Source organism: Nocardia sp. NPDC003999 (assembly GCF_053604885.1).
In genome coordinates this window covers 399,033-420,532 of the sequence record NZ_JBSGIB010000001.1, presented here as the reverse complement: position 1 = coordinate 420,532, position 21,500 = coordinate 399,033, and the positions used below count along the sequence as shown (strand labels likewise).

At 68.8% G+C, this 21,500-nt stretch carries 22 protein-coding genes; 17 read left to right on the top strand and 5 right to left on the bottom strand.

Annotated features, from left to right (window positions below; genetic code table 11):
- Window positions 1-3: 3 nt before the first annotated feature.
- The 3 genes from ACWESM_RS02070 to ACWESM_RS02060 all read left to right on the top strand — a co-directional run bounded on the left by ACWESM_RS02070 (window position 4) and on the right by ACWESM_RS02060 (window position 2,209).
- Window positions 4-819, top strand: coding sequence for an amidohydrolase family protein (locus ACWESM_RS02070; RefSeq protein WP_356961373.1), 816 nt, complete (start codon window positions 4-6; stop codon window positions 817-819).
- Between the two features lie 93 nt (window positions 820-912).
- Window positions 913-1,293 carry a DUF1304 domain-containing protein gene (locus ACWESM_RS02065; protein ID WP_356961375.1) on the top strand — a complete coding sequence of 127 codons (381 nt, stop codon included), beginning with the start codon at window positions 913-915 and terminating at the stop codon, window positions 1,291-1,293.
- Window positions 1,294-1,849: 556 nt separating this feature from the next.
- Window positions 1,850-2,209 carry a DUF4254 domain-containing protein gene (locus ACWESM_RS02060; protein ID WP_397275738.1) on the top strand — a complete coding sequence of 120 codons (360 nt, stop codon included), beginning with the start codon at window positions 1,850-1,852 and terminating at the stop codon, window positions 2,207-2,209.
- 218 nt (window positions 2,210-2,427) lie between these two features.
- Here ACWESM_RS02060 and ACWESM_RS02055 read toward each other — a convergent pair whose 3' ends face one another.
- Both ACWESM_RS02055 and ACWESM_RS02050 read right to left on the bottom strand, forming a co-directional pair.
- On the bottom strand, window positions 2,428-3,036 hold the full coding sequence (locus tag ACWESM_RS02055) for a DUF4126 domain-containing protein (protein ID WP_452490744.1): 609 nt from the start codon (window positions 3,034-3,036) through the stop codon (window positions 2,428-2,430).
- 175 nt (window positions 3,037-3,211) lie between these two features.
- Window positions 3,212-3,916 (bottom strand): hypothetical protein, encoded by a 705-nt coding sequence (locus tag ACWESM_RS02050; RefSeq protein WP_452490742.1) that lies wholly within the window; start codon window positions 3,914-3,916, stop codon window positions 3,212-3,214.
- 212 nt (window positions 3,917-4,128) lie between these two features.
- On the opposite strand from ACWESM_RS02050, the gene map reads away from it, so the two are divergent.
- The 5 genes from map (at window position 4,129) to ACWESM_RS02025 (ending at window position 7,952) form a co-directional block, all read left to right on the top strand.
- Window positions 4,129-4,992, top strand: coding sequence for a type I methionyl aminopeptidase (gene map / locus ACWESM_RS02045; protein WP_355070033.1), 864 nt, complete (start codon window positions 4,129-4,131; stop codon window positions 4,990-4,992).
- A 37-nt stretch (window positions 4,993-5,029) separates the two neighbouring features.
- Window positions 5,030-6,568 (top strand): cobyric acid synthase, encoded by a 1,539-nt coding sequence (locus tag ACWESM_RS02040; RefSeq protein WP_364427039.1) that lies wholly within the window; start codon window positions 5,030-5,032, stop codon window positions 6,566-6,568.
- Window positions 6,569-6,709: 141 nt separating this feature from the next.
- Entirely contained in the window at window positions 6,710-6,943 is a 234-nt protein-coding gene (locus tag ACWESM_RS02035) for an AbrB/MazE/SpoVT family DNA-binding domain-containing protein (RefSeq protein ID WP_364427036.1), read from the top strand.
- Window positions 6,940-7,332: a PIN domain-containing protein gene (locus tag ACWESM_RS02030; protein ID WP_195149221.1), complete on the top strand. Its 393-nt coding sequence runs from the start codon at window positions 6,940-6,942 to the stop codon at window positions 7,330-7,332. Before ACWESM_RS02035 ends, ACWESM_RS02030 begins: the two co-directional genes overlap by 4 nt.
- 56 nt (window positions 7,333-7,388) lie before the next feature.
- On the top strand, window positions 7,389-7,952 hold the full coding sequence (locus ACWESM_RS02025; RefSeq protein WP_452490739.1) for an alpha/beta hydrolase: 564 nt from the start codon (window positions 7,389-7,391) through the stop codon (window positions 7,950-7,952).
- On the opposite strand, the gene ACWESM_RS02020 is transcribed toward ACWESM_RS02025, so the two are convergent.
- Window positions 7,932-8,993, bottom strand: a complete 1,062-nt coding sequence (locus ACWESM_RS02020) for an alpha/beta hydrolase (protein ID WP_452490737.1) — start codon at window positions 8,991-8,993, stop codon at window positions 7,932-7,934. The genes ACWESM_RS02025 and ACWESM_RS02020 overlap by 21 nt on opposite strands.
- A gap of 295 nt (window positions 8,994-9,288) precedes the next feature.
- On the opposite strand from ACWESM_RS02020, the gene mqo reads away from it, so the two are divergent.
- The 7 genes from mqo to ACWESM_RS01985 all read left to right on the top strand — a co-directional run bounded on the left by mqo (window position 9,289) and on the right by ACWESM_RS01985 (window position 16,213).
- Window positions 9,289-10,803 carry a malate dehydrogenase (quinone) gene (gene mqo / locus ACWESM_RS02015; protein ID WP_364427031.1) on the top strand — a complete coding sequence of 505 codons (1,515 nt, stop codon included), beginning with the start codon at window positions 9,289-9,291 and terminating at the stop codon, window positions 10,801-10,803.
- Window positions 10,804-10,822: 19 nt separating this feature from the next.
- Window positions 10,823-11,278: a GNAT family N-acetyltransferase gene (locus tag ACWESM_RS02010; protein WP_356961386.1), complete on the top strand. Its 456-nt coding sequence runs from the start codon at window positions 10,823-10,825 to the stop codon at window positions 11,276-11,278.
- A 156-nt stretch (window positions 11,279-11,434) separates the two neighbouring features.
- Complete coding sequence (locus ACWESM_RS02005) at window positions 11,435-13,447, top strand: VWA domain-containing protein (RefSeq protein WP_452490943.1); 2,013 nt, start codon at window positions 11,435-11,437, stop codon at window positions 13,445-13,447.
- Window positions 13,444-13,602 (top strand): hypothetical protein, encoded by a 159-nt coding sequence (locus ACWESM_RS02000; protein ID WP_452490735.1) that lies wholly within the window; start codon window positions 13,444-13,446, stop codon window positions 13,600-13,602. Before ACWESM_RS02005 ends, ACWESM_RS02000 begins: the two co-directional genes overlap by 4 nt.
- Window positions 13,603-13,622: 20 nt before the next feature.
- Window positions 13,623-14,237, top strand: coding sequence for a cob(I)yrinic acid a,c-diamide adenosyltransferase (gene cobO, locus ACWESM_RS01995; protein ID WP_364427024.1), 615 nt, complete (start codon window positions 13,623-13,625; stop codon window positions 14,235-14,237).
- 79 nt (window positions 14,238-14,316) lie between these two features.
- Window positions 14,317-15,858, top strand: a complete 1,542-nt coding sequence (locus ACWESM_RS01990) for a cobyrinate a,c-diamide synthase (protein ID WP_452490733.1) — start codon at window positions 14,317-14,319, stop codon at window positions 15,856-15,858.
- Window positions 15,845-16,213: a cobalamin biosynthesis protein gene (locus tag ACWESM_RS01985; RefSeq protein WP_452490731.1), complete on the top strand. Its 369-nt coding sequence runs from the start codon at window positions 15,845-15,847 to the stop codon at window positions 16,211-16,213. Before ACWESM_RS01990 ends, ACWESM_RS01985 begins: the two co-directional genes overlap by 14 nt.
- A gap of 29 nt (window positions 16,214-16,242) precedes the next feature.
- Here the strand turns inward: ACWESM_RS01985 and ACWESM_RS01980 are convergent, their stop codons facing one another.
- The gene (locus ACWESM_RS01980; RefSeq protein ID WP_452490729.1) at window positions 16,243-17,340 is read right to left on the bottom strand and encodes a hypothetical protein; all 1,098 of its coding nucleotides are present in this window, start codon (window positions 17,338-17,340) and stop codon (window positions 16,243-16,245) included.
- A gap of 2 nt (window positions 17,341-17,342) precedes the next feature.
- Window positions 17,343-18,473: a phosphotransferase family protein gene (locus tag ACWESM_RS01975; RefSeq protein ID WP_452490942.1), complete on the bottom strand. Its 1,131-nt coding sequence runs from the start codon at window positions 18,471-18,473 to the stop codon at window positions 17,343-17,345.
- Window positions 18,474-18,712: 239 nt separating this feature from the next.
- On the opposite strand from ACWESM_RS01975, the gene ACWESM_RS01970 reads away from it, so the two are divergent.
- Together ACWESM_RS01970 and ACWESM_RS01965 are read left to right on the top strand one after the other, a co-directional pair.
- Window positions 18,713-20,071, top strand: a complete 1,359-nt coding sequence (locus tag ACWESM_RS01970; RefSeq protein ID WP_452490727.1) for a DoxX family protein — start codon at window positions 18,713-18,715, stop codon at window positions 20,069-20,071.
- Between the two features lie 66 nt (window positions 20,072-20,137).
- Window positions 20,138-21,496: a DoxX family protein gene (locus tag ACWESM_RS01965; protein ID WP_452490725.1), complete on the top strand. Its 1,359-nt coding sequence runs from the start codon at window positions 20,138-20,140 to the stop codon at window positions 21,494-21,496.
- Window positions 21,497-21,500: the final 4 nt, after the last annotated feature.

The following is a 21,500-nucleotide window of genomic DNA, read 5'->3' as shown; positions in this document are numbered from 1 at the left end:
CGCATGACCATCGACGTCTGGGCGCAGCATCCGACTCGGCGATTCCTCGCCCACGACATGTTCGCCTCGCTGCGGCGGTGGACCGGGGCCGTTATACCGACCGACGAGATCCCGCTGTCGTTCACTCTCGACGCGATGGATGCCGCAGGCGTCGACCGAGCGCTCATCTCGGCGTGGCACGCGCCGGAAGGCGTCCTCATCTCCAACGACGAGGTCGCGGCCTGGGCGGCCGAGGCGCCGGAGCGCCTGCTCCCCATCGCGTCGGTGGATCTGCGCAGGCCGATGGACGCGGTACGGGAGCTGCGCCGCCGCGTGGACCAGGGCTTCAAGGGGCTGCGGGTGCTCCCGTGGCTGTGGGAAGTGCCCCCGACCGATCGGCGCTTCTATCCGTTGTTCGCCGCGTGCGTCGATGCGGGAATCCCGTTCTGCACGCAGGTCGGGCACACGGGACCGTTGCGGCCGTCGGAAACCGGGCGCCCCATCCCGTACATCGATCAGGTCGCGCTCGACTTCCCGGAGCTGACGATCGTCTGCGGGCATATCGGCTATCCGTGGACCGAGGAGATGATCGCGGTCGCGCGCAAGCACGAGAACGTCGTCATCGATACCTCGGCGTACACGACGAAACGCCTTCCCGCGGAACTGGTGTCGTACCTGAAGTCCGGTAGCGGCCGCCGCAAGGTGTTGTTCGGTACGAATTATCCGATGATCTTCCCGCAGCACGCGCTCGACGGCCTCGCCGCGCTCGGCCTGGACGACGAGACTCGCGAGCTGTACCTGGGCGGCAATGCCCGACGCGTTTTCGGACTGGCCGGTTGACCGACTAGCGCGGCGGCGTGTCGGCGGTGTGTTGCGCGGCGTTCCGCGGCTGGGGGCCATAGGATTCCCCGGCGCGCATCGTGAGGAGGTCGAATGCTCTGGGTCGTACAGGTGTTCGCCGTCGCGGCCGCCCTACTCCATGTCGGCATCTTCGTCATGGAGTCCGTGCGGTTCGGCGACCCCAAGGTGTACCAGGGGGTATTCCGGGTTTCCGGAGCCGAACTGCCCGCGGCGCGGCCGTGGGCGTTCAATCAGGGTTTCTACAACTTGTTCCTCGCGGTGACGACACTGGTCGGCGTGGCCATCCTGCGGACGGTGCCAGCGGCGGGATGGGCGCTGGTGCTCGCCGGCTGCGGATCGATGCTGGCCGCGGCGGTGGTGCTGGTGGCGCACGACCGCCGGTTCGCCAGGGGCGCGGTGGTGCAGGGCGCCTTGCCCGCGCTGACGTTGCTCGCCGCCGTGACCCAGCTGTGAACGTGGCCGCGTAGTCGGGCCAGCGGCTGAGGATCGGTGCGACGCTTCGGTATCGGCGCGCGTGGCAAGGCGACCGCGAGGGGCTTCCCACGTCGTAAGGAAGATCGACAGCGCACTGTCGGCTACCGAACGTGCACAGCAGTGGGCGAATTCGTGTGCACGGGCCGGCGACCGGCCGAGCGGGCGGCCGGAAATGGGGAACGAGTGGTGGTGCTCGTCAGCGCCGACCGGCGCCGGAAGCGCTCGATCGGTGAGCCGAAAAAGGTTGCGACCGGTCTGCTCTGGGCCTCCGCGCGCCGTATGGAGCCCTTGACCGCAGAAATGCAGACGCAATCTTGCGTTCTTGCATCTGTACGTGCATGATCCAGCTAGCCTAGTTGTGACAACCCATCCGATGGCCGGGATAACCGAATCGAGAGCCAATTATGTTGGTACAAAGAGCGTTGGGGTCGGGTCAACTCGGAGTGCGGCGGTGAGCGCGCCGACGGTCGGCGCCTTACCGACCGCGCCGCAATTGCTGTGCGCTTTCCAGGGACGGCGTTTCCAAGACCGGGAACTGCTGCGGTCCGCACACGCACTCGCCGAGCTGCACCAGCGCCGCGCGCAGGTGGTGGACGCCGCACTCATCGCCGAAATCGACTGCCGGCGACTCGAACTGGTCGACGACATCAACGACTGGGTCGCGCAGGAGATCCCGCAGCATCGCAACGGCGCGTCGTTGCACACCGAAAGCCTCGGCGCCGTGGTGGACCGGATGGCGCGTAGCTGGGTGGATGCCAATCAGGTCATCCACATCGAGGGCGGGCGCAGCGACAATACCCATAAACATTGGTACCAACTGGCCGAGCTCGTCGACGGGTACACTGACCTGGTAACCGACGTGGCCGGTGGCCGCCGCCGTTTGCCCGAACAATGAGTTCGTCGCGACGGTGGTCTCGTCCGCGGTAGTGACACTGCCCCGCAGCGTCACTCGTCCGAATGGCGACGTCCCGGCGCCGAGTCCCACGGCCGGCGGCTCCAGCCGGGCGCTCATGTCGCCGGCACAGTGACGGCGGGCGCAACGGGGCGCCCCGCCCGGCGTGCCGCGTGGTCGACTGGCGCGGCACGCCCGTGACGGATTCGCCTGCGTGGCAATTATTCAGCGACTGCGACTCGGTTGCCCGCGCGCGCTGCCCGGCGGGCGCGGCGCCGGCGCAGATAGCGACGGCTCCGGCTCGCGCAGAAATACACCAGCGCCAGACCGATGACGAGCAGCACCGCCGCGATCACCGCCGCCGCCAGAGGGTGGAACACGGCCAGGGTGACCACACCCGCGACGGTCACGTCCTCGGCGGTGCTGACCACGATGTTGCTGGCGGGCTCGGGCGAGGTGTTGACGGCCATGCGCGTTCCGGCCTTCACCAGGTGGCTCACCAGCGCGGCGGTACCGCCCACCGCACCGGCGGCGAGCTGCGGCAGCGAACCGTCCTGTCCGGCCAGGAGAGCCGCGACCACGGCGCCCGCGATCGGCCGCACCACGGTGTGCAGAGCGTCCCAGAACGAGTCGAGATACGGGATCTTGTCCGCCACGGCCTCGATCAGGAACAGCGCTGCCGCCGCGATCAGGACATCGGTGCGCTGCAATCCATCCGGTACCGAATCGGTGAATCCGAACCGGCCCAAGATTCCGAGCAGCAGGACCACCGCGTATGCGTTCACTCCGCTGGCCCAGCCTGCGGTGAAGATGAGAGGTAGTGCGGACACGCGCCCATGGTAGGGCGACCGGGAGTGCAGTGTCGGCGGCGTGATCTCGTTGCCAGGCTGTCGAGCCGAACAAGGGGTGGACTCCGCTGCCCGGCGCGGCTACCGGGTTGGGCGACCCTACATGCTCGACTCAGAGGCAGTGTATGCCCATTCCGTACGATCACGGACCGGCAGGCTAGCCGAGGTCCCTGCGGCCCTGCTCGATGAAGTCGCTCACCAAAGAATCGAGCCTGTTGATGAAATTCATGAGCACCGTATCGAGGGCGGCGCCGTCGAGCTTCCGTTCATCGCTGTCGGAAGGGGCCTCGGTCCTGACCGTATATTTCTGCACGAAGGGCATGTAGTGCTTGTCCAGCAATTCTTTGGTCTCTTCGGGAAATTTGGCCAACAGGTGGATCATGTCTTCGCTGGATGTCATGGAGGCCATATAGAGAGTGGACAGGAACTTGTTCATGCGCTGGCTGAACTCGACTGTCGCGGAGCGGAAGCCGTCGAGGTTGTCCACGCGAAGGAGACCGGCCATCTTTCCCGTCTGCTCCACGAAATTGAAAGTGCTCGCAAGAAATTCGTAGTATGACTTTTGGCGATTCTCGCGAGTCACCTGTATCAACGCTAGTTGCTGGTCTCTGTCTGCCTTGTTGACCGTGACGTACACGGCCGCCGACGCCGACACGACACTGGAGATCAGCGCAGCGCACAGGGCCGCTATGAGCGCGTAGCGTCCACTTCTGGTGGTCGCGTCCGCCTCGCGCGGGAGCACGTGCTCTTGCGCGGCCTGCGCGGTCGTGGAGTTTTCCTCGGACTGGTCGGGGGGTATCTCGGGCGACGAAGCCGCTTCATTTCTGTCTCGGTGCGGTGGAGAAGCTGGTTCAGTGGCCATTTTCACTCCCACCGGAAGAGGGCTTTCGGTCGACAGATGATCTTATGTGGACGGAGGACGTGGTCGGCGGAATTACTCGCTCGGGTGTCGCCTATGCCGACGTGCCGGGATAGCTCGTTCCGAGGGTGTGCCGATGAGCACGGTGCCCGTGGTCCGGCCCTGTCCCCGGAGGCCCTCGGCACCGCTGGTGTCGGCCGATTACGCTGTTCGCTATGTCTGTCCGCACCCGCAAGCCTCTCGTTCCCGGTACGTTGTCGCCCACCCGTGAAGTCCCGCGCGCCATCGAGCGCCCGGAATACGCGTGGAAGAAGACCGCCAACGAGGGACGCGAGCCCTGGGTGCAGACCGCCGAGACGATCGAGAAGATGCGCATCGCGGGCAAGATCGCCGCGCAGGCGCTGGAGGAGGCGGGTAAGGCGGTCGCCCCCGGTGTCACCACCGACGAGCTGGACCGCATCGCGCACGAGTACATGTGCGACCACGGCGCCTACCCGTCGACCCTCGGTTACAAGGGTTTCCCGAAGTCGTGCTGCACCTCGCTGAACGAGGTCATCTGCCACGGCATTCCGGACTCGACCGTGATCGAGGACGGCGACATCGTCAACATCGACGTCACCGCCTACATCGACGGCGTACACGGCGACACCAACAAGACCTTCCTCGCCGGTGACGTCGACGAGGAGGTGCGCCTGCTCGTCGAGCGGACCGAGGAGGCCACCATGCGGGCCATCAAAGCGGTGCGTCCCGGTCGGGCGCTGAACGTGATCGGCCGCGTCATCGAGTCCTATGCCAACCGTTTCGGCTACGGCGTGGTGCGCGACTTCACCGGCCACGGCGTCGGCCCGACCTTTCACAGCGGGCTCGTGGTGCTGCACTACGACCAGCCCGCGGTGGAGACCATCATCGAACCCGGCATGACGTTCACCATCGAGCCGATGATCAACCTCGGCGGCATCGACTACGAGATCTGGGACGACGGCTGGACCGTGGTGACCAAGGACCGCAAGTGGACCGCGCAGTTCGAGCACACCTTGGTGGTCACCGATTCCGGGACCGAGATCCTGACCCTCCCGTGACCGGGGGCCCGGCCGTGCGCCGGAAGACCGGCCCGCGATGAAGGGCGCGCTGCTGGTCGCGGGCACGACCTCGGACGCGGGGAAGAGCGTCGTCGTGGCCGGGATCTGCCGGATGCTGGCGCGGCGCGGCGTGCGGGTCGCGCCGTTCAAGGCGCAGAACATGTCCAACAATTCCGTGGTCACGCTCGACGGCGGGGAGATCGGGCGGGCACAGGCGTTGCAGGCTCAGGCGTGCGGGCTGGAGCCCAGCGTGCGGTTCAATCCCGTCCTGCTCAAGCCCGGCAGCGACCGCCGTTCCCAGCTGGTGGTGCGGGGCAAGGCGATCGGCACCGTCGGCGCCGAGGACTACTTCCGGCATCGGCGGGAATTGCGCGATGTGGTCGCCGCGGAACTCGCCGCGCTGCGCGCCGAATTCGACGTGGTCGTCTGCGAAGGCGCCGGATCGCCCGCCGAGATCAACTTGCGCGCGACGGATCTGGCGAACATGGGCCTCGCGCGCGCGGCGGGCCTGCCGGTGCTGCTGGTCGGGGACATCGATCGCGGCGGCGTGCTCGCCCACCTGTTCGGCACCGTCGCCATCCTGGAACCCGAGGACCAGCAACTGATCTCGGGTTTCATCGTGAACAAGTTCCGCGGCGCGGTGGAGCTGCTACAGCCGGGACTGGAGCGTCTCACCGAACTCACCGGTCGCCCGACCCTCGGTGTGCTGCCGTACGCCGAAGACCTCTGGATCGACGCGGAGGACTCGCTGGGCACCCTCGCCGACGCGCCGGTGGGCCGCCCCCGGCCGCCGGTGGGCGAGGAATGGCTGACCGTCGCCGCGATCCGGCTGCCGCGCATCTCCAACTCCACCGACGTCGAGGCGCTGGCCTGCGAACCCGGCGTCGCGGTGCGCTGGGTGACCGAGCCGTCCCGGCTGGCGAACGCCGATCTGGTGGTGCTGCCCGGCAGTAAGGCGACGGTGTCGGATCTGCGGTGGTTGCGGCGTACCGGCATCGCCGACGCGCTGATGGCGCGCGCCGCCGCGGGCGGGCCGATCCTGGGCGTGTGCGGCGGATATCAGATGCTCGGCACCCGCGTTCTCGACCGCGTCGAGTCCGGCGCCGGTGCGGTGGACGGACTCGGGCTGCTCGACCTGACCGTCGAATTCGCCGAGCCGAAGGTGTTGCGCCGCAGTGCCGGGCACGCGGCGGGCGTCGCCGTGCGCGGCTACGAGATCCATCACGGCCGCGTCACGCACCGCGGCGACCCGGCGTGGCTCACGATCGACCGCGAGCCGGAGGGCAGCGTCCGCGGCGCGGTGTGGGGCACACACCTGCACGGGCTGCTCGAGTCCGACGAGTTCCGCCGCGGGTGGCTCCGCGCGGTCGCCGCCGCGGCAGGTCGGTCGGGATTCGCTGTGGCCGAAGATGTTTCGGTCGCGGGGGTGCGCGCCGCGCAACTCGATCTGCTGGCCGACCTGATCGAAGGTCACCTCGACCTCGCCGCGCTCGAGCGCCTGGTCGCCGAGGGCGCGCCCGCCGGTCTGCCGATCATGGCCACCGACGTGGTGCTCGCGAGCGACCGTATCGGTTGACGGGAGCCACCCCGCGCCTTACCTTGCAGTAAGGAATTCGGCTCCAGGTAAGGCTGGGTCGAGCGAGTGCGGTCGGGTGCGAGGATGATGGCGGCGGAGAAGAGACCCAACAGCCGAGGGGGCAATGTGGTGTCGGCGACGGTGACCAGTAAGGGGCAGATCACCATCCCGATCGACGTGCGTGTGGCGATGGGATTGCGTACCGGAGTGCGGGTCGCCTTCGTCCCCACGCCCAGCGGCACCTACGAACTGGTGCCCGAAACGCGCACGATCAAGTCGCTGAAGGGCATCGTGGGCTGGTCCGGCTCGCCGATCGGCCTCGGGGAGATGAACGAGGCCATCGCGGGCAACGTGGTGGAAGGGAAGGCGCAATGATCGGCCTGGACGCGAACGTGCTGATCCGCTACCTCACCCAGGACGACCCGGAGCAATCCGCCCGCGCCAATCAGGTGATCGACGGGCTCAGCGAGAGCAAACCCGGCTACATCACGATGATCGTGCTCGCCGAGATCCACTGGGTGCTGCGCCGCGGCTACAAACAGGATCCCGAAGCGGTCACCGACGTGTTGCTCGGACTGCTCGATTCCAGCGAGATCGTGGTCGAGCGCGCCGACACCGTTCGCCAGGCGCTGCGCCGGGCCGCCGACGGCGCGGACTTCGCCGACGCGCTGATCCAGCAGCTCGGCCAGGAGGCCGGGTGTGACCTGACCGTCACCTTCGACCACAACGCAGGTGAGCGGGCCGGGATGCGCCTGCTCGCCTGATTCCGCCACCCCGGACCCGCCGCCACGGCGCCGCGAGCCGTGTAGCGTGAATCGGCATGGAATCTCGGCAGATCACGGTGGGTGACCGGGCGTGGACCGTGCGGATCGACGGACCGGAATCCCGGCACAGCGTGCTGCTGCTGCCCGACGCGGGCGAGCCGGCTGACGTCTTCGATCGGGTGTGCGCTCGCCTGCACACCTCGGATCTGCGCACCTTCGCGGTGGAGTCGATCGACGGCCTCGACGCGGCCGGTGTGACCGCGATCCTCGATGAGCTGGGTTTGCCGTGGGTCAACGTGGCCGGATGCGGCGCGGGTGCCGTGCTGGCCTGGCAGGCGTGCGCACACGGCTTCGGCCGCTTCCAGAGCCTGGTCGTGGCCGATCGCGGCCACCCGGCGACTCCCGGCGCCGACGGAACGGTGGTGAATGCGTCCACCGGTCCGGTCGAGGTACCCACCACGCTCTTGGTGACCAAGAATCTGCCGCGCTCGGTGGCCGACACGTCGGGGCGGTTCGTCTACGGCGAATTCCGGGTGGTCGAGGTCGACGTCACCGACGTGGCCACCGAAGCCGACCACGAGCTGGCCACCGAGATCGTGCTACGCACCAGCCTCTGGTGACTTCGCGCCCTGGTAGTCCGCGAGCCAGTCGAGCCAGCTGTCGAGCTCGCGGAACGCCTGGGCCAGCGGTTCCGGGCCGGACAGGAACACGTCGTGCTTGGCGCCGTCGATCGGCACCATGTTGGTGCGGTCGCCAAGGCAACCCGACCAGCGCTGGATCTGTTTGACGTCGAGCACCGCGTCGGCCACGGCCACGGCGGGACCGTACTGTTTGGCGAACTTGGTCATCCGGGAGCGCAGGATCAGGGAGGGCACCCCGATGTCCAGGCCCTGGTGCAGCCGCGCGTGGCCGTTGCGGATCGCGCGCAGCCAGCCGAGCCGGACCGGGAAGCCCTGCAACGGCTTCCAGTCCAGGTTGTACTCCCACTCACCGGACGCCGAGTGGTGCAGGCTGTCGCCGTAGGTGCTGATCTTGCCGCCGGGCAGCTGGACCATCTTCCGGAACCGTCCCACGGCCTTGATGATCGGCGTTCCGATGCTCCGGTAGTACGCGGGACCCTGCAGGTCGAACCACGGGCTGTTGAGCACGACGCCGGTGATCCCCGCGGCGGCCGTGCCCTGGGCCCGATTGAGCCGGTCCAGCCACAGCGACACGACCAGGCCGCCGGTCGAGTGGGCGTTGAGCACGACGGGAGCACCGGTCTCGGCCCGGACGATCCGCAGCGACTCCGCCAGCTCGCGGTCGTAGAAAGCGAGATCCGTCACATAGTGGGGAGTCTGCCCTCCACGCAGCGACCGCCCGCATTTACGCAGGTCGAGAGCATAGAACTGGAACCCGCGCGCGGTGAAGTGCTCGGCCAGGTGCTCCTGGAAGAAGTAATCGGTGAAGCCATGGACATAGAGCACCGCGCCCGCGGTCTGCTCGACGTCGCCGGACGGGACGTAGCGCACCAGCGTGGCGACCACCTCGCCCTCACCGTCGGGGTCGGGACCGAGGTCCAGCGTGCGCTGCTGATAGTGCGGGCCGAGGACGTCGGGGCGCCAGCCTGCGCCATCCGGGGAGGTGCTGACCGGCTCGGCAAGCGACTGTTCGTTCGTCACGCGACCAATCTATTGGACGGTGTCGAACGCGGACAGTCCGCGGCCGCCGCCCGGCCGCCGAAGTGACGACCGTCTCTGTCGCATTCCGCACATTCTGCAGGTTCGCTGCGGGGTGGCGGCGTGGTGAGGTGCACAATTGGGCGTAGGTGAACGGCGGGTAACCTGACTCCCGCCATGCCGTTCGGAACCGGCGGACGCCGGAACCGAGCCACAACTACACCGTGCCCAGGCTGGTCCACCCGCCCGGTGGGCCCGCGCAGACAAGGAAGTCGATCTACCCGTGCCGAACGCTGCCATGACTGAAAAGACCGATGTAGTACTCATCGGTGCCGGCATCATGAGTGCCACCCTCGGCGCGCTGCTGCGGCAGCTGCAGCCGGACTGGTCGATCTCCCTGTTCGAGCGGCTCGACGCCGCCGCCGCGGAGAGCAGCGATCCGTGGAACAACGCGGGCACCGGACACTCGGCGCTGTGCGAGCTGAACTACAGCCCGCAGCGGCCCGACGGCTCGGTGGACATCACCAAGGCCGTCGACATCAACGAGCGCTTCCAGGTCTCCCGCCAGTTCTGGTCCTACGGCGTGGAGAACGGCATCCTGCGCGATCCGTCCGCCTTCATCAACCCCATCCCGCACGTCAGCTTCGTGCACGGCGCCGACGACGTGCAGTACCTGCGCAAGCGGTACGAGGCGCTGGCGCCGCACCCGCTGTTCGAGGGCATGGAGTACATCGACAGCCCCGACGAGTTCTCCCGCCGCCTGCCGCTGATGGCGCGCGGGCGCGACTTCTCCGATCCGATCGCGTTGAACTGGACCGACGGCGGCACCGACATCGACTTCGGCTCGCTCACCCAGGAACTGCTCGCCTACCTCGGCGCCTCCGGCGCCGACCTGGCCTTCGGGCACGAGGTGCGTGACCTGTCCAAGCAGTCCGACGGATCATGGCTGGTCACGGTCCGCAATGTACGCACCCGCGAAAGTCGCACGCTGATCAGCAAGTTCGTCTTCGTCGGCGCGGGCGGCGGCGCGCTGCCGCTGCTGCAGAAGGCGAATATCAAAGAAGCGAAGGGCTTCGGCGGGTTCCCGGTGAGCGGTCAGTTCTTCCGCTGCGTGAACCCGGCGCTGATCAACCAGCACGAGGCCAAGGTGTACGGCAAGGCCGCGGTCGGCGCTCCGCCGATGTCGGTGCCGCACTTGGACACTCGCGTCATCAAGGGCAAGCCGGGCCTGCTGTTCGGCCCGTACGCGGGCTGGACGCCGAAGTTCCTCAAGGATGGCAAGAACACCGACCTGTTCAAGTCGGTGCGGCCGAACAACATCTTCTCGCTGCTCGGCGTCGGCGTCACCGAACTCGGCCTGACCAAGTACCTGGTCAGCGAGCTGCTGAAGTCGGAGGCGGGCAAGGTGATCACGCTGTCGGAGTTCATCCCGCGCGCCGAGGCCAAGGACTGGGAGCTGATTACAGCGGGCCAGCGCGTGCAGGTGATCCGGCGCAAGGGCGCGGGTGGCGTGCTCGAGTTCGGCACCGCCGTGATCGCCGCCCAGGACGGCACGATCGCCGGTCTGCTCGGCGCGTCCCCGGGCGCTTCCACCTGCGTGACCGCCATGCTGGACGTGCTGCAGCGGTGCTTCCCGCAGGAGTACGCCGAATGGACGCCGAAGCTGAAGGAAATGGTGCCCTCGCTGGGCGTCAAGCTCTCGGAGGACCCGGCGCTGTTCCACGAAGTGTGGGATTGGACCTCCAAGGCGCTCAACCTCGTCGACGGCGGCGACAACACGCCGAGACGTGCAGGGGTCGCGGCGAACGCCTAGGTTGTGATAGCAAGGCGCGATGATGTCAACGGTTGCTCTCAAACGCTCCTGGGCGCAGGATCTCGATACCGCGACGCTCTACCAGCTGTTGAAACTTCGCGTCGAAGTCTTCGTCGTCGAACAGAAGTGCGCGTACCCCGAACTGGACGGGAAGGACCTGCTTCCCGAGACCCGGCACTTCTGGCTCGATGACGAGGGCGAGGTCATCGCCACGCTGCGGTTGTGCGAAGAGCACCGCGACGGTGTGAAGAGCTTCCGCATCGGCAGGCTCTGCACCGCGGTCCCCGCTCGCGGACACGGGTACACCACGCGACTGCTGCAGGCGGCGCTGGCCGAGGTGGGCTCGGCGACGGTGCGCCTGAGCGCGCAGAGCTACCTGATCGACCTGTACACCAAGCACGGCTTCAAGGTCGACGGCCCGGAGTTCGAGGAAGACGGCATCGCGCACGTGCCGATGCGCAGGGGAGGCGAGTAGCCACTCCACCCGCCATTCGCACCCGCTCCGGAAGTCTCCGGGGCGGGTGCGGCGCTTTCGGGGCCCGCCCGCATCGGTTCTGAATCGAAGGGCCCTGTCGGACGGGTGCGGGCGCGCCCTTAGAGTTGGGGCGTGTCCCTGTCCCATGCCGAAACAGTGCCTACGTCCGATCAGCGCGGCCGAACACTTTCCACCTCGGACGGTGAGGCGGGATTTCCCTTCTCGGCGGTGGTCGGGCAGGAACGGCTGCAACTGGCGCTGATTCTCTGCGCGGTGCATCCCGGTATCGGTGGCGTGCTGGTGCGCGGCGAGAAGGGCACCGCGAAATCGACCGTGGTGCGCGCGCTGGCGCAGTTGCTCCCGCCGGTGGTGGACGAGACCGGCGCCCGGCCCGCTCGCTTGGTGGAGTTGCCGGTGGGTGCGACCGAGGACCGCGTGGTCGGCTCGCTGGACTTGGAGCGGGTGCTGCGCGACGGGGAGCAGGCGTTCCGTCCCGGCCTGCTGGCCGCCGCCCATCACGGTGTGCTGTACGTCGATGAGGTCAATCTGCTGCACGACCATCTGGTGGACGTGCTGCTGGACGCCGCGGCGATGGGCCGGGTGCACATCGAGCGCGACGGTGTGTCGCATTCGCACCCGGCGCGATTCGTTCTGGTCGGCACCATGAATCCAGAAGAGGGCGAGCTGCGTCCACAGCTGCTGGATCGATTCGGCCTGACCGTGGACGTGGCCGCCTCCCGGGACGTGGACGTGCGCATGGCGGTGGTGCGCCGCAGGCTGGACTACGAGGCCGACCCGGCCCGATTCGCCGCCGGGTACGCCGAGGCCGACCAGGAAGTGGCCGAACGGATTCTCGCCGCTCGCGACCGGCTGGGACAGGTGGCGCTCGACGATGTGGAGCTGCGCCGGATCGCCGCGCTGTGCGCCGCGTTCGACGTCGACGGCATGCGCGCCGACCTGGTCGTCGCGCGCACCGCGACAGCGCACGCCGCATGGCGCGGCGGCGACGCGGTGACCGAGGACGACGTGCGGGTGGCCGCCGAACTGGCGTTGCCGCACCGGCGCAGGCGCGATCCGTTCGACGAGCCCGGCATCAGCGAGCAACAGCTCGACGACGCCATGCGCGACGCCGCCGCGGAGGCGCAACGCGAACAGCCGTCGTCCGCGCAGCAGGACGCCGGGGAGGCCGACGGTGCGGTGACGGACGACGAAAGACGGGCTCGTCCCGGGGACGACCCGGACGACCCCCTACCGCCGGAAGGTCCGGGCGGAGGCCATGAAGACCCGTCGCCGCCGGACGGTCCGGGTGGCGGGCGCTCGGGTGAAGGTCATACCGGCACACCGGTTTCCGCTGGTGCGCGGACACCGCGCTGGGAAGTGCCCGGAGTCGGCGAGGGCGCTCCGGGGCGCCGCTCACGCGCGGAATCCCGGCACGGGCGAGCGGTGCGTTCCAGCACCGACACCTCCTCGGGGCTGCACCTGCTCGGCACCGTGTTCGCGGCCGCGCCGCATCAGCATGCGCGCGGGCGGGCCGCCGGGCCGTTGCGGCTGGCTGCCGAGGACCTCCGTGGTGCGTATCGGGAAGGCCGCGAAGGGAATCTGGTCGTGTTCGTCGTCGACGCCTCCGGCTCGATGGCCGCCCGCGACCGGTTGTCCGCGGTCACCGGCGCGGTCGTCACGCTGCTGCGCGACGCCTACCAGCGCCGCGACAAGGTCGCCGTCGTCACCGTGCGGGGTGCCGAGGCCGAACTCGTGCTGCCGCCTACCTCGTCGGTCGACATCGCGGTGCGCCGGTTGTCCGGGATGCGCACGGGCGGGAAGACGCCGCTGGCCGCGGGCCTGCTGAAGGCGCGCGAGATCGTGCTGCGCGAGCGGGTGCGGGATCCGCGCCGCAGGCCCATGCTGGTACTGCTCACCGATGGCCGCGCCACCGGCGGCGCCGACCCGGTTCCCCGCGCCCGCGCCGCGGCCCGCTTGCTCGCCAGGGACGCGGTCACCTCGATCGTGGTCGACTGCGAACGCGGCATGATCCGCCTCGGTCTCGCCGCGGATCTGGCTCGCGACCTGCGCGGCGGATATCTGCGGTTGGCCGAGCTGACCGGCGATTCGGTCGCCGATGTCGTGCGGTCGAGTTCCGCACGCCCGAGTGGTGCGGTTCGAGCGGCGTGACCGCGACTTTCGATCGGCGTGTCCACTACGTGCCGCTCGGCGGCACTCGCCTGGTGGGCGGCGCGATCGGTCGAGCGAGCACGCGCCCGTTCGGTCCGGGCCGGGTGGCGGGCCGGTTGTGTGAGGTCGTGGCTTCCGACCTGGACACGCTGTAGGTCGAGAGCAAGGAGATTCGATGCCCAAGGGTGTTCCCGAGACCGTTCCCGACGACGGACTGACCACGCGGCAGCGGCGCAACCAGCCGGTGCTCGCCGTGCACACGGGGCCGGGCAAGGGCAAGTCGACGGCCGCGTTCGGGATGGCGCTGCGGGCCTGGAACCAAGGTTTCGACGTCGCGGTGTTCCAATTCGTGAAGAGCGCCAAATGGAAGGTCGGGGAGGAAGCCGCCTTCCGCGCTCTCGGCACACTGCACGAGCAGACCGGCGCGGGTGGGCCGGTCGAATGGCACAAGATGGGCGAGGGCTGGTCCTGGACCCGCAAACAGGGCACCGAAGACGACCACGCCGCGGCCGCGCTGGCGGGCTGGCAGGAGATCGCCCGCCGCCTGGGAACCGAACAACACCGCTTCTACGTCCTCGACGAATTCACCTACCCCCTCAAATGGGGCTGGGTGGACACCGCCGAAGTAGTCGAAACCCTCCGCACCCGCCCCGGAAACCAACACGTCGTCATCACCGGCCGCGACGCCCCCCAACCCCTCCTCGAAGCCGCCGACCTGGTCACCGAAATGACCAAACTCAAACACCCCATGGACGCGGGCCGCAAAGGCCAACGAGGCATCGAATGGTGATCTCCGCGAGTGGCACATGGCTGCGGCGAATCGCGAGAGGGCCGCACGAGGGTGTACCACTCGTGAAGCGGAGGCGGGGATGAGAGCCGTTGTGGTGGCGGCGCCGGCGTCGGGGAGCGGGAAGACGACGGTGGCGACCGGGTTGGTGGGGGCGTTGCGGCGGGTGGGGCATCGGGTGGCGCCGTTCAAGGTGGGGCCGGATTACATCGATCCGGGATATCACGGGTTGGCGGCGGGGCGGCCGGGGAGGAATCTGGATCCGGTGCTGGTGGGGGAGGAACGGGTTGTGCCGTTGTACCGGCACGGCGCGTGGGGGTGCGATCTCGCCGTGGTCGAGGGCGTGATGGGGCTGTTCGACGGGCGGATCGATGAACACTATTCCGGCGCGGTGGCGGAGGGTTCGACGGCGCAGGTCGCGGCTCTGCTCGGGGCGCCGGTGGTGCTGGTGGTCGACGCGCGCGGGCACAGCCAGAGCCTGGCGGCGCTGCTGCACGGATTCGCGACCTTCGACAGCGGCGTCCGGCTCGGCGGTGTGATCCTGAATCGGGTCGGCAGCGAACGGCACGAGCAAGTGCTGCGCGCCGCCTGCGATCGCGTCGGGCTGCCGGTGCTCGGGTCGTTGCCGCGCCTGGCCGAACTCGAGGTGCCTTCCCGGCATCTCGGCTTGATCCCGGCCGTGGAACACGGTTCTGCCGCGACAGCGGCGGTGGCGGCGATGACGGACCTCGTCGCCGTGCATGTGGACCTGCACGCCGTCGCCGCACTCGCTCGCTCGTCGGTGGCGGGACCCGCGTGGGATCCCGCCGCGGCCGTGCGTGGGCTCGAAGGGGTAGAGGACACCGCGGCGTCGCTCGGTGAAGCCGGTGACATGGCGGCGACGACATTTGTCGGCGGTGATCGGGACTCGCGCGTCTCCACGGAGCCTGGTGGTATCTCGCGAGCCGACGAAAGCACGGACGGCGCGATCGTCATCGGCGGACCCGCCGATCGGGAGGGTCCGCTGATCGCCGTGGCGGGTGGCCCGGCGTTCACGTTCGGCTATGCCGAGCACCGCGAGTTGCTGACGGCCGCGGGGGCACAAGTGGTCGTCTTCGATCCGCTGCACGACGAATTGCCCGCCGGGACAGCAGGGTTGGTGCTGCCAGGTGGCTTCCCCGAGGAGCACGCCGCGGAGCTGGCCGCCAATTCCGGCCTGTTGCGGGCGGTGGCCGAAGCCGCCCGCCACGGGATGCCGGTCCATGCCGAATGCGCCGGGCTGCTGTATCTGACCCGTTCGCTGGACGGGCACCCGATGGCCGGAGTGGTGGAGGCCGACGCCGCGTTCGGGCCGCGCCTGACGCTCGGTTACCGAGACGCCGTCGCGCTCGCCGACTCGCCGTTGTGGCGGGCCGGGGAACGGGTCCGTGGGCACGAATTCCACCGCACGCGCGTGGTGTCCGCGCCGCCACGGAATCCGGCGTGGGGATGGCGCGGAAGCGCGGGAGAGCGCGTCCAGGAAGGGGCGCTCAGCGGCAACGTGCATGCCTCGTACCTGCATACACATCCGGCGGGGAATCCCCAGGCGGTGCGTCGATTCGTAACGGAGACAGTGCGTTTCGCGAGTTCCCGTGCCGTCCGCTGAGATCGTCGTCGGCGTCGGCCTGCGACCGCGCACTTCGGCCCGCACGATTCGCGCTGCCCTGCACGAGAGCGTGGGCGACCATCGGATCGTGTGCCTCGCCACCATCACGCGGCGCTCCGCCGAACCCGGACTGCGCGCGGTCGCCGCTGACCTCAGGGTGCCGCTACGGTCCTACTCCGCCGACGAACTGGCGGCGGTCACCGTCCCGAACCCGGGAGACCGGACGCGTGCCGCCATCGGCACGGCCAGCGTCGCGGAGGCCGCGGCGCTGCTCGCCGCCGAAGGCGGGCCGCTGGTGCTGTCCAAGCGCGTCGTGCACGGCGTGGTGCTCGCGGCAGCGCTGTACGAGCGGTAGGGCCGTTCGACCCTGCTGCGGCCCCTGTTTCAGGGAGCGACCGAGCCCCAGTCTGCGAAGCCGGTGGGGTCGTGGCGGCCGATGCTGGCGTGCTCGAACAGGCCCCAGCCTTCGGCGTCGCCGCAGCGGGCGCGGGCGACGTGGTCGGTGACGCCGTAGGGGATGCGGGCGGCGATCCCAGGGTCGGTGAGGTCGTAGCGGCTGGAGGAGGACCAGTCGCGGCCTTTCCACTGGCCGTGCTGCCAGTCGGGATCGCCGCCGTAGCCGCACCCGACGTGCAAGGGAACGCCCGTGCCCGGCGTGATCTCGATCTCCAGGGGTTTGCCGTCCGGCGTGGTCAGCTCCAGTCGCGCCCCGACGGGAAACCTTGTGCCGGAACGATAGTCGATGGCGATGCGGGGCCAGCCGAGCTGTTCGGTGCGTCCGTCCGGCCAGATCCGGGTCGCGTCGTTGAGGGTGCGCCTGCCGTCCGGCTCCTCCTGCACGATGACCACGACGGCGAAGTCGTCGAACCGCAGCGGCACGTAGAGCCACCAGAATCCGCCCGAGGGCTCGGCGGCCGCGCGTCCGGCCGGCTCGGTCTCGCCGACCGGGCGGATGCCCCACGAACGATCCCTGGTCCCGGTCCACACCGCCGGGTCGACCATGATGTCGTCGCCGTCCACGTGCAGCGTTCCCGCCCACGAGCCGACCTGCGCGAATCGGGACGCGTCGATGATAGGCCGGTTGCCCGCGAGGATCAGGTGCGGTTGTTCCTGCACGGCGGGGAAGGCCCCGGTCCAGGTCAGGTCGAAGCCGAGATCGTCGTGCTCGCAGACCACCCGGATGCGCCGCAGCGGTTCGATCACTTCGACGCGGTAGCCGCCGACGCGCTGGTCGAGGCTCCGGTCGCCGAGCGCGTCGGAGAAGCGCACCGCGCGCACCGTGTCGCCGCGCCGGACGGCGGCGTAGGCGTCGGTCACGCCGAGGTTGGGGTACACGCCGAGACCGGTGATCAGGAACGTGCCGCCGTCGCGGTCGTGCGCGTTGAAGTAGCTGCGGTCGTAGAAGTTCCGATCGCTACTGGCCACCCGGGCCAGCGACAGCGGGGTCTGGTGGATCGGGTACTCGTCCAAGGGCACAGGCATGATCAGTCCCATTCGTAGGTTCCGTCGAGCAGCGCTTCCAGGCTTGCCCGGTGCATGACGTAGTCGTCGCGGTCCGGCGTGTCGGTGTCCTCGCCGAAGTGGATCATCCTGCGTTTCACCCGCGCCATCACGATCGCGTGCCGCAGCGCGGCGTACACGAGGTAGAAATCGAGATCGCGCACCGTGTGACCGGTCAGCTCCTCGTATTTCGACACCACGTCGTCGCGGCGGAGGAAATCGGGGAGCCCCGGCTGCCCGAAGCGGGTGGCCAGGTCCTGGAAGAACCGGTGGATGAAGATCACCCAGCCCAGGTCGAGTTCCCGCGGCCCGAGGGCGGCCATCTCCCAGTCCAGCACCGCCACCGGGTCGAATTCGCGGTAGATGATGTTGCCCGGGCGGGCGTCGCCCCAAGTGAGCACATCCGGACCTGGGTCGGCGGGCCAGTGCTCCTCCAGCCAGGTGAAACTTCGCTCGATGAGTGGGATCTCGTAGCCGTCGTCCGCGAGCGCCCACCGGTACCAGGAGCGCTGCGCGGCGACGTGCCTGCGCAGCGAGTCACCCGGCCCGCTCAGCATCGGGAAGTGCGCAGCCGGGTCGGGGATGCCGTGGATCTTCGCGATCACCTCGACGGTGTTGCGGGTGAGCCGAAGGCGGTCGGCGGGATCGGCATCGAACAGCCAGCCGATGAACACGTACGGCGGGTTGTCCGTAGGCACCCGTCCGTCCACCCGGCGCATGACGAAGAACGGTGCGCCGAGCGGCTTTTCGTCGTTCTCCAGCCAGCACAGGCCCGGCACCGGCACGTCGGCGGCCGCGGCGACGCCGGCCATCACCTGGTACTGGGTGGCCAGGTCGTAGGTCTCGAAGACCGGGAACGATCCGGCCTCGGGCGCCATCCGCGCCACGAACGACCCGCGCTCCGCCCGACCCCCGACGGTCCATTCGGCGTCGAACAAAATCGAGGTGCTGGACATGCCGCCGGACTGTGGACGCGACAGATCCGAGATGCGCGGCAACTTGTCCGCGGCGACCTTCGCGTTCAGCCAGCGCGCCAGGTCCCCGGCGAGCGTGTCCAGGTCGCGTTCGCTGACGGTCAGCTGCTGTCGCTGTGCCGGGTCCGGATCGTCGGTCATCATTGTCCTCCTGACACGTGCGGCCCGGGTGCACCGCTGGCGGTGCGCCGGGATACGCGACTGTAACGCGTTCTAGTTATTGACGGGCCGGAACCGGGAACGAATCCCGGCGCCGCTCGGTGCGGCGGGCACGTAGGCCGAAAGAAGTACCCGGAAATCCAGGGTTTTCCCGGAGGTCATCCCATGACCTGGTCGGATACTTTCGGCTGGCCAATCTGTCGGCCTGCGAGGGGAGCGGTGTGCGTACCGTCGAAATGGAAGTCCTGACGAGCGGCGAGGCGCGAACCGGTGGCGAGCGGCGGCCGTGGAGCCTGCCGGCCCGGATCGCGTTCCGCTTCGTCTTCGCCTACTTCGGTCTGTTCTGCCTGCTGTTCGCCCAGATCCTCTTCGTCTTCACCGGGATACTGAGCAAGTGGCTGCCCGAGAGCGCGATCCTGTGGCAGATGCGCACGACGAGCCCGCTGGTCGGGTGGGTCGGCGAGCATGTCTTCGGGGTCGAAGCCGTCTTGCACGAGAATTCGGGCAGCGGCGACCAGGCCGCGATCTGGCTGCTGATCTTCTGCGAACTCGTCGCCGCGGCGCTGATCACGATCGTCTGGTCGATCCTCGATCGCCGCCACCGGGACTACACGGCACTGCGCAACTGGTTCCTGGTGTTCATCCGGCTGTGCCTGGGCGGCCAAATGCTCTTCTACGGTCTGGCCAAGGCGATTCCGTCGCAGATGCCCGCGCCTTCGCTGACCGCGCTGCTGCAACCGTACGGGACGATGAGCCCGGCGTCGGTGCTCTGGAACCAGGTCGGCGCCGCGCCCATGTACGAAATCCTGCTCGGTACGGCCGAGGTGCTCGGTGGCCTGCTGCTGTTCCTCCCGCGCACCGCGACGGCGGGCGCGTTGCTCAGTCTGGTGAGCATGGCGCAGGTCTTCGTGCTGAACATGACCTACGACGTGCCGGTGAAGATCCTCTCGTTCCACTTGCTGCTGCTCTCGCTGGTGGTGCTGGCGCCGCAGGCCGGGCGGTTGGCGAACCTGCTCGTGCTGGAACGCCCGTCCGAACCGGCCGCGCAGCCGCCGCTGTTCGGTTCCCGCCGCGCGAACCGGATCGCGGCGGCGGCGCAAGTGGCTCTGGGCCTGTGGGTGCTGATCGGCGGTGTGTACATCGGCTGGCACACCTGGCGCGAGTCGGGTGACGGCGCGCCGAAGCCCGCGCTCTACGGCATCTGGACCGTCGGCGAGTTCACCAGGGACGGGCATCCGGCGCCGCCGCTGCTCACCGACGACGGCCGCTGGCGGCGGCTCGTCTTCGACCGCCATGGCACGACCGTGCAGAAGATGGACGACTCGTTCGTGCCCGTCGTGGCGGTGGTCGACGAGGCCGCGCACACCATTGTTCTGTCGGTGGCTCCCCAGTCGGCAGGCGCTCCGCCCGCCCGCCTCGGCGCCTTCACCTTCACCCGAGCCGGTACCGACACGCTGTCGTTGACGGGTGAGCTGAACGGAACGCCGGTGACCCTGTCGCTGGACCGGATGGACCTGAATTCCTTCCCGCTGCGCGGCCGGGGATTCCACTTCGTTCAGGAATACCCGTACTTCCGCTGAAATCCCCTACGGCCACGGCTCTTTTCGATACCTTCGGTCTGCATCGACTCGGACTGGAGGGCCGTCGTGACCGAAGCGATCCTGGATCGGACAGACGCCGCCGCTAGCGCGGAGGACGCCGGAGTCCGGCCGTGGAGCGGGGCGACCCGGGTGACGTTCCGTTTCGGCTTCCTGTACTTCGGACTGTTCTGCCTGGCGTATCCGTCGATCGTCCCGGAGTTCCTCGGACTGACGCGCGAATGGCTGCCGGACTGGGTGAACTACGGCGCGGCCCGCGCGCTGCGTCCGGTGGTGGAGGGGGTCGGGACGCGCGTGTTCGGCGCGTCCGTCGCGGCGAACACCGCTTCGATCAGCGGTGACCAGGCGTACTTCTGGGTGCTGGTGTTCGTCGTCCTGGTGGCCGCGGTGTTCGGAACCCTGCTCTGGAGCGTGCTGGATCGGCAGCGGCCGCATTACCGCGCCGTGCAACCGTGGTTCCTGCTGTTCGTGCGTTTGTGCCTGGCGGGGCAGCTGGTCTCCTACGGCATGGCGAAGGCCGTCCCGACCCAGATGCCGCCCACACCGCTGAGCCGATTGCTCGAGCCCTACGGGAACTTCAGTCCGATGGCGGTGCTCTGGAACCACATCGGGGTGTCGCCGCAGTACGAGATCCTGCTGGGCTCGGCAGAACTGCTCGCCGGTGTGCTGCTGTTCGTACCGCGCACCGCGCTGGTGGGCGCCATGCTCGCCTTGGTATGCACGACACAGGTGTTCGTGCTGGACATGACCTACGACGTGCCCGCGAAAATCCTGTCTTTCCACCTGATGTTGCTGTGCCTGGTGCTGCTCGTTCCGGAGGCCGGGCGTCTGGCGAACGCGCTCGTACTGGACCGGCCCACCGGACCGTCGACGACACCGCCGTTGCTGCACTCGCCCCGTGCCCGTCGGATCGCGGCCGCGGCGCAGATCGCGCTCGGGGTGTGGCTGGTGTTCTCGAACGCCTACACCGGCTGGGAAAGGTGGAACGAAGAGGGAGCCGGGCGGCCGGAACCTCCGCTGTACGGCATCTGGGCGGTCACCGACTTCAGCGTGGACGGCAAACCGCTTCCACCGTTGAGCACCGATCAATTACGTTGGCAGAAAGTCGTCTTCGACCGGGACGGGGCGACCGTGCAACGAATGGACGGTCAGTTGGTCCCGGTGCTCGCCATGGTCGATCCCGGCGCGCGCACGCTTGTCATGGCCGCGCCGCCGACGGCCGTCGGCGGGGGACCGCAACCGCTGGGCAGTTTCGGCTTCGACCGGCCCGCGCCCGAACGGCTGACCTTGACGGGCACGCTCGCCGGGCAGCCGGTATCGGTGGCGCTGACCTCGGTCGCGCTCGAGGACTTCCCCTTGCGCAGCCGTGGTTTTCATTGGGTGCAGGAATATCCGTATTTCCGCTGAGCCG

What these genes read in the sequence shown, in the direction of transcription:
- ACWESM_RS02070 (WP_356961373.1), top strand. Translation starts at nt 4, where the DNA reads ATGACCATCGACGTCTGGGCGCAGCATCCGACTCGGCGATTCCTCGCC.
- ACWESM_RS01980 (WP_452490729.1), bottom strand. Translation starts at nt 17,340, where the DNA reads ATGCCTGTGCCCTTGGACGAGTACCCGATCCACCAGACCCCGCTGTCG.
- ACWESM_RS02040 (WP_364427039.1), top strand. Translation starts at nt 5,030, where the DNA reads ATGAAGGGCGCGCTGCTGGTCGCGGGCACGACCTCGGACGCGGGGAAG.
- ACWESM_RS02050 (WP_452490742.1), bottom strand. Translation starts at nt 3,916, where the DNA reads ATGGCCACTGAACCAGCTTCTCCACCGCACCGAGACAGAAATGAAGCG.
- map (WP_355070033.1), top strand. Translation starts at nt 4,129, where the DNA reads ATGTCTGTCCGCACCCGCAAGCCTCTCGTTCCCGGTACGTTGTCGCCC.
- mqo (WP_364427031.1), top strand. Translation starts at nt 9,289, where the DNA reads ATGACTGAAAAGACCGATGTAGTACTCATCGGTGCCGGCATCATGAGT.
- cobO (WP_364427024.1), top strand. Translation starts at nt 13,623, where the DNA reads ATGCCCAAGGGTGTTCCCGAGACCGTTCCCGACGACGGACTGACCACG.
- ACWESM_RS01990 (WP_452490733.1), top strand. Translation starts at nt 14,317, where the DNA reads ATGAGAGCCGTTGTGGTGGCGGCGCCGGCGTCGGGGAGCGGGAAGACG.
- ACWESM_RS02030 (WP_195149221.1), top strand. Translation starts at nt 6,940, where the DNA reads ATGATCGGCCTGGACGCGAACGTGCTGATCCGCTACCTCACCCAGGAC.
- ACWESM_RS02065 (WP_356961375.1), top strand. Translation starts at nt 913, where the DNA reads ATGCTCTGGGTCGTACAGGTGTTCGCCGTCGCGGCCGCCCTACTCCAT.
- ACWESM_RS02010 (WP_356961386.1), top strand. Translation starts at nt 10,823, where the DNA reads ATGATGTCAACGGTTGCTCTCAAACGCTCCTGGGCGCAGGATCTCGAT.
- ACWESM_RS02025 (WP_452490739.1), top strand. Translation starts at nt 7,389, where the DNA reads ATGGAATCTCGGCAGATCACGGTGGGTGACCGGGCGTGGACCGTGCGG.
- ACWESM_RS01975 (WP_452490942.1), bottom strand. Translation starts at nt 18,473, where the DNA reads ATGACCGACGATCCGGACCCGGCACAGCGACAGCAGCTGACCGTCAGC.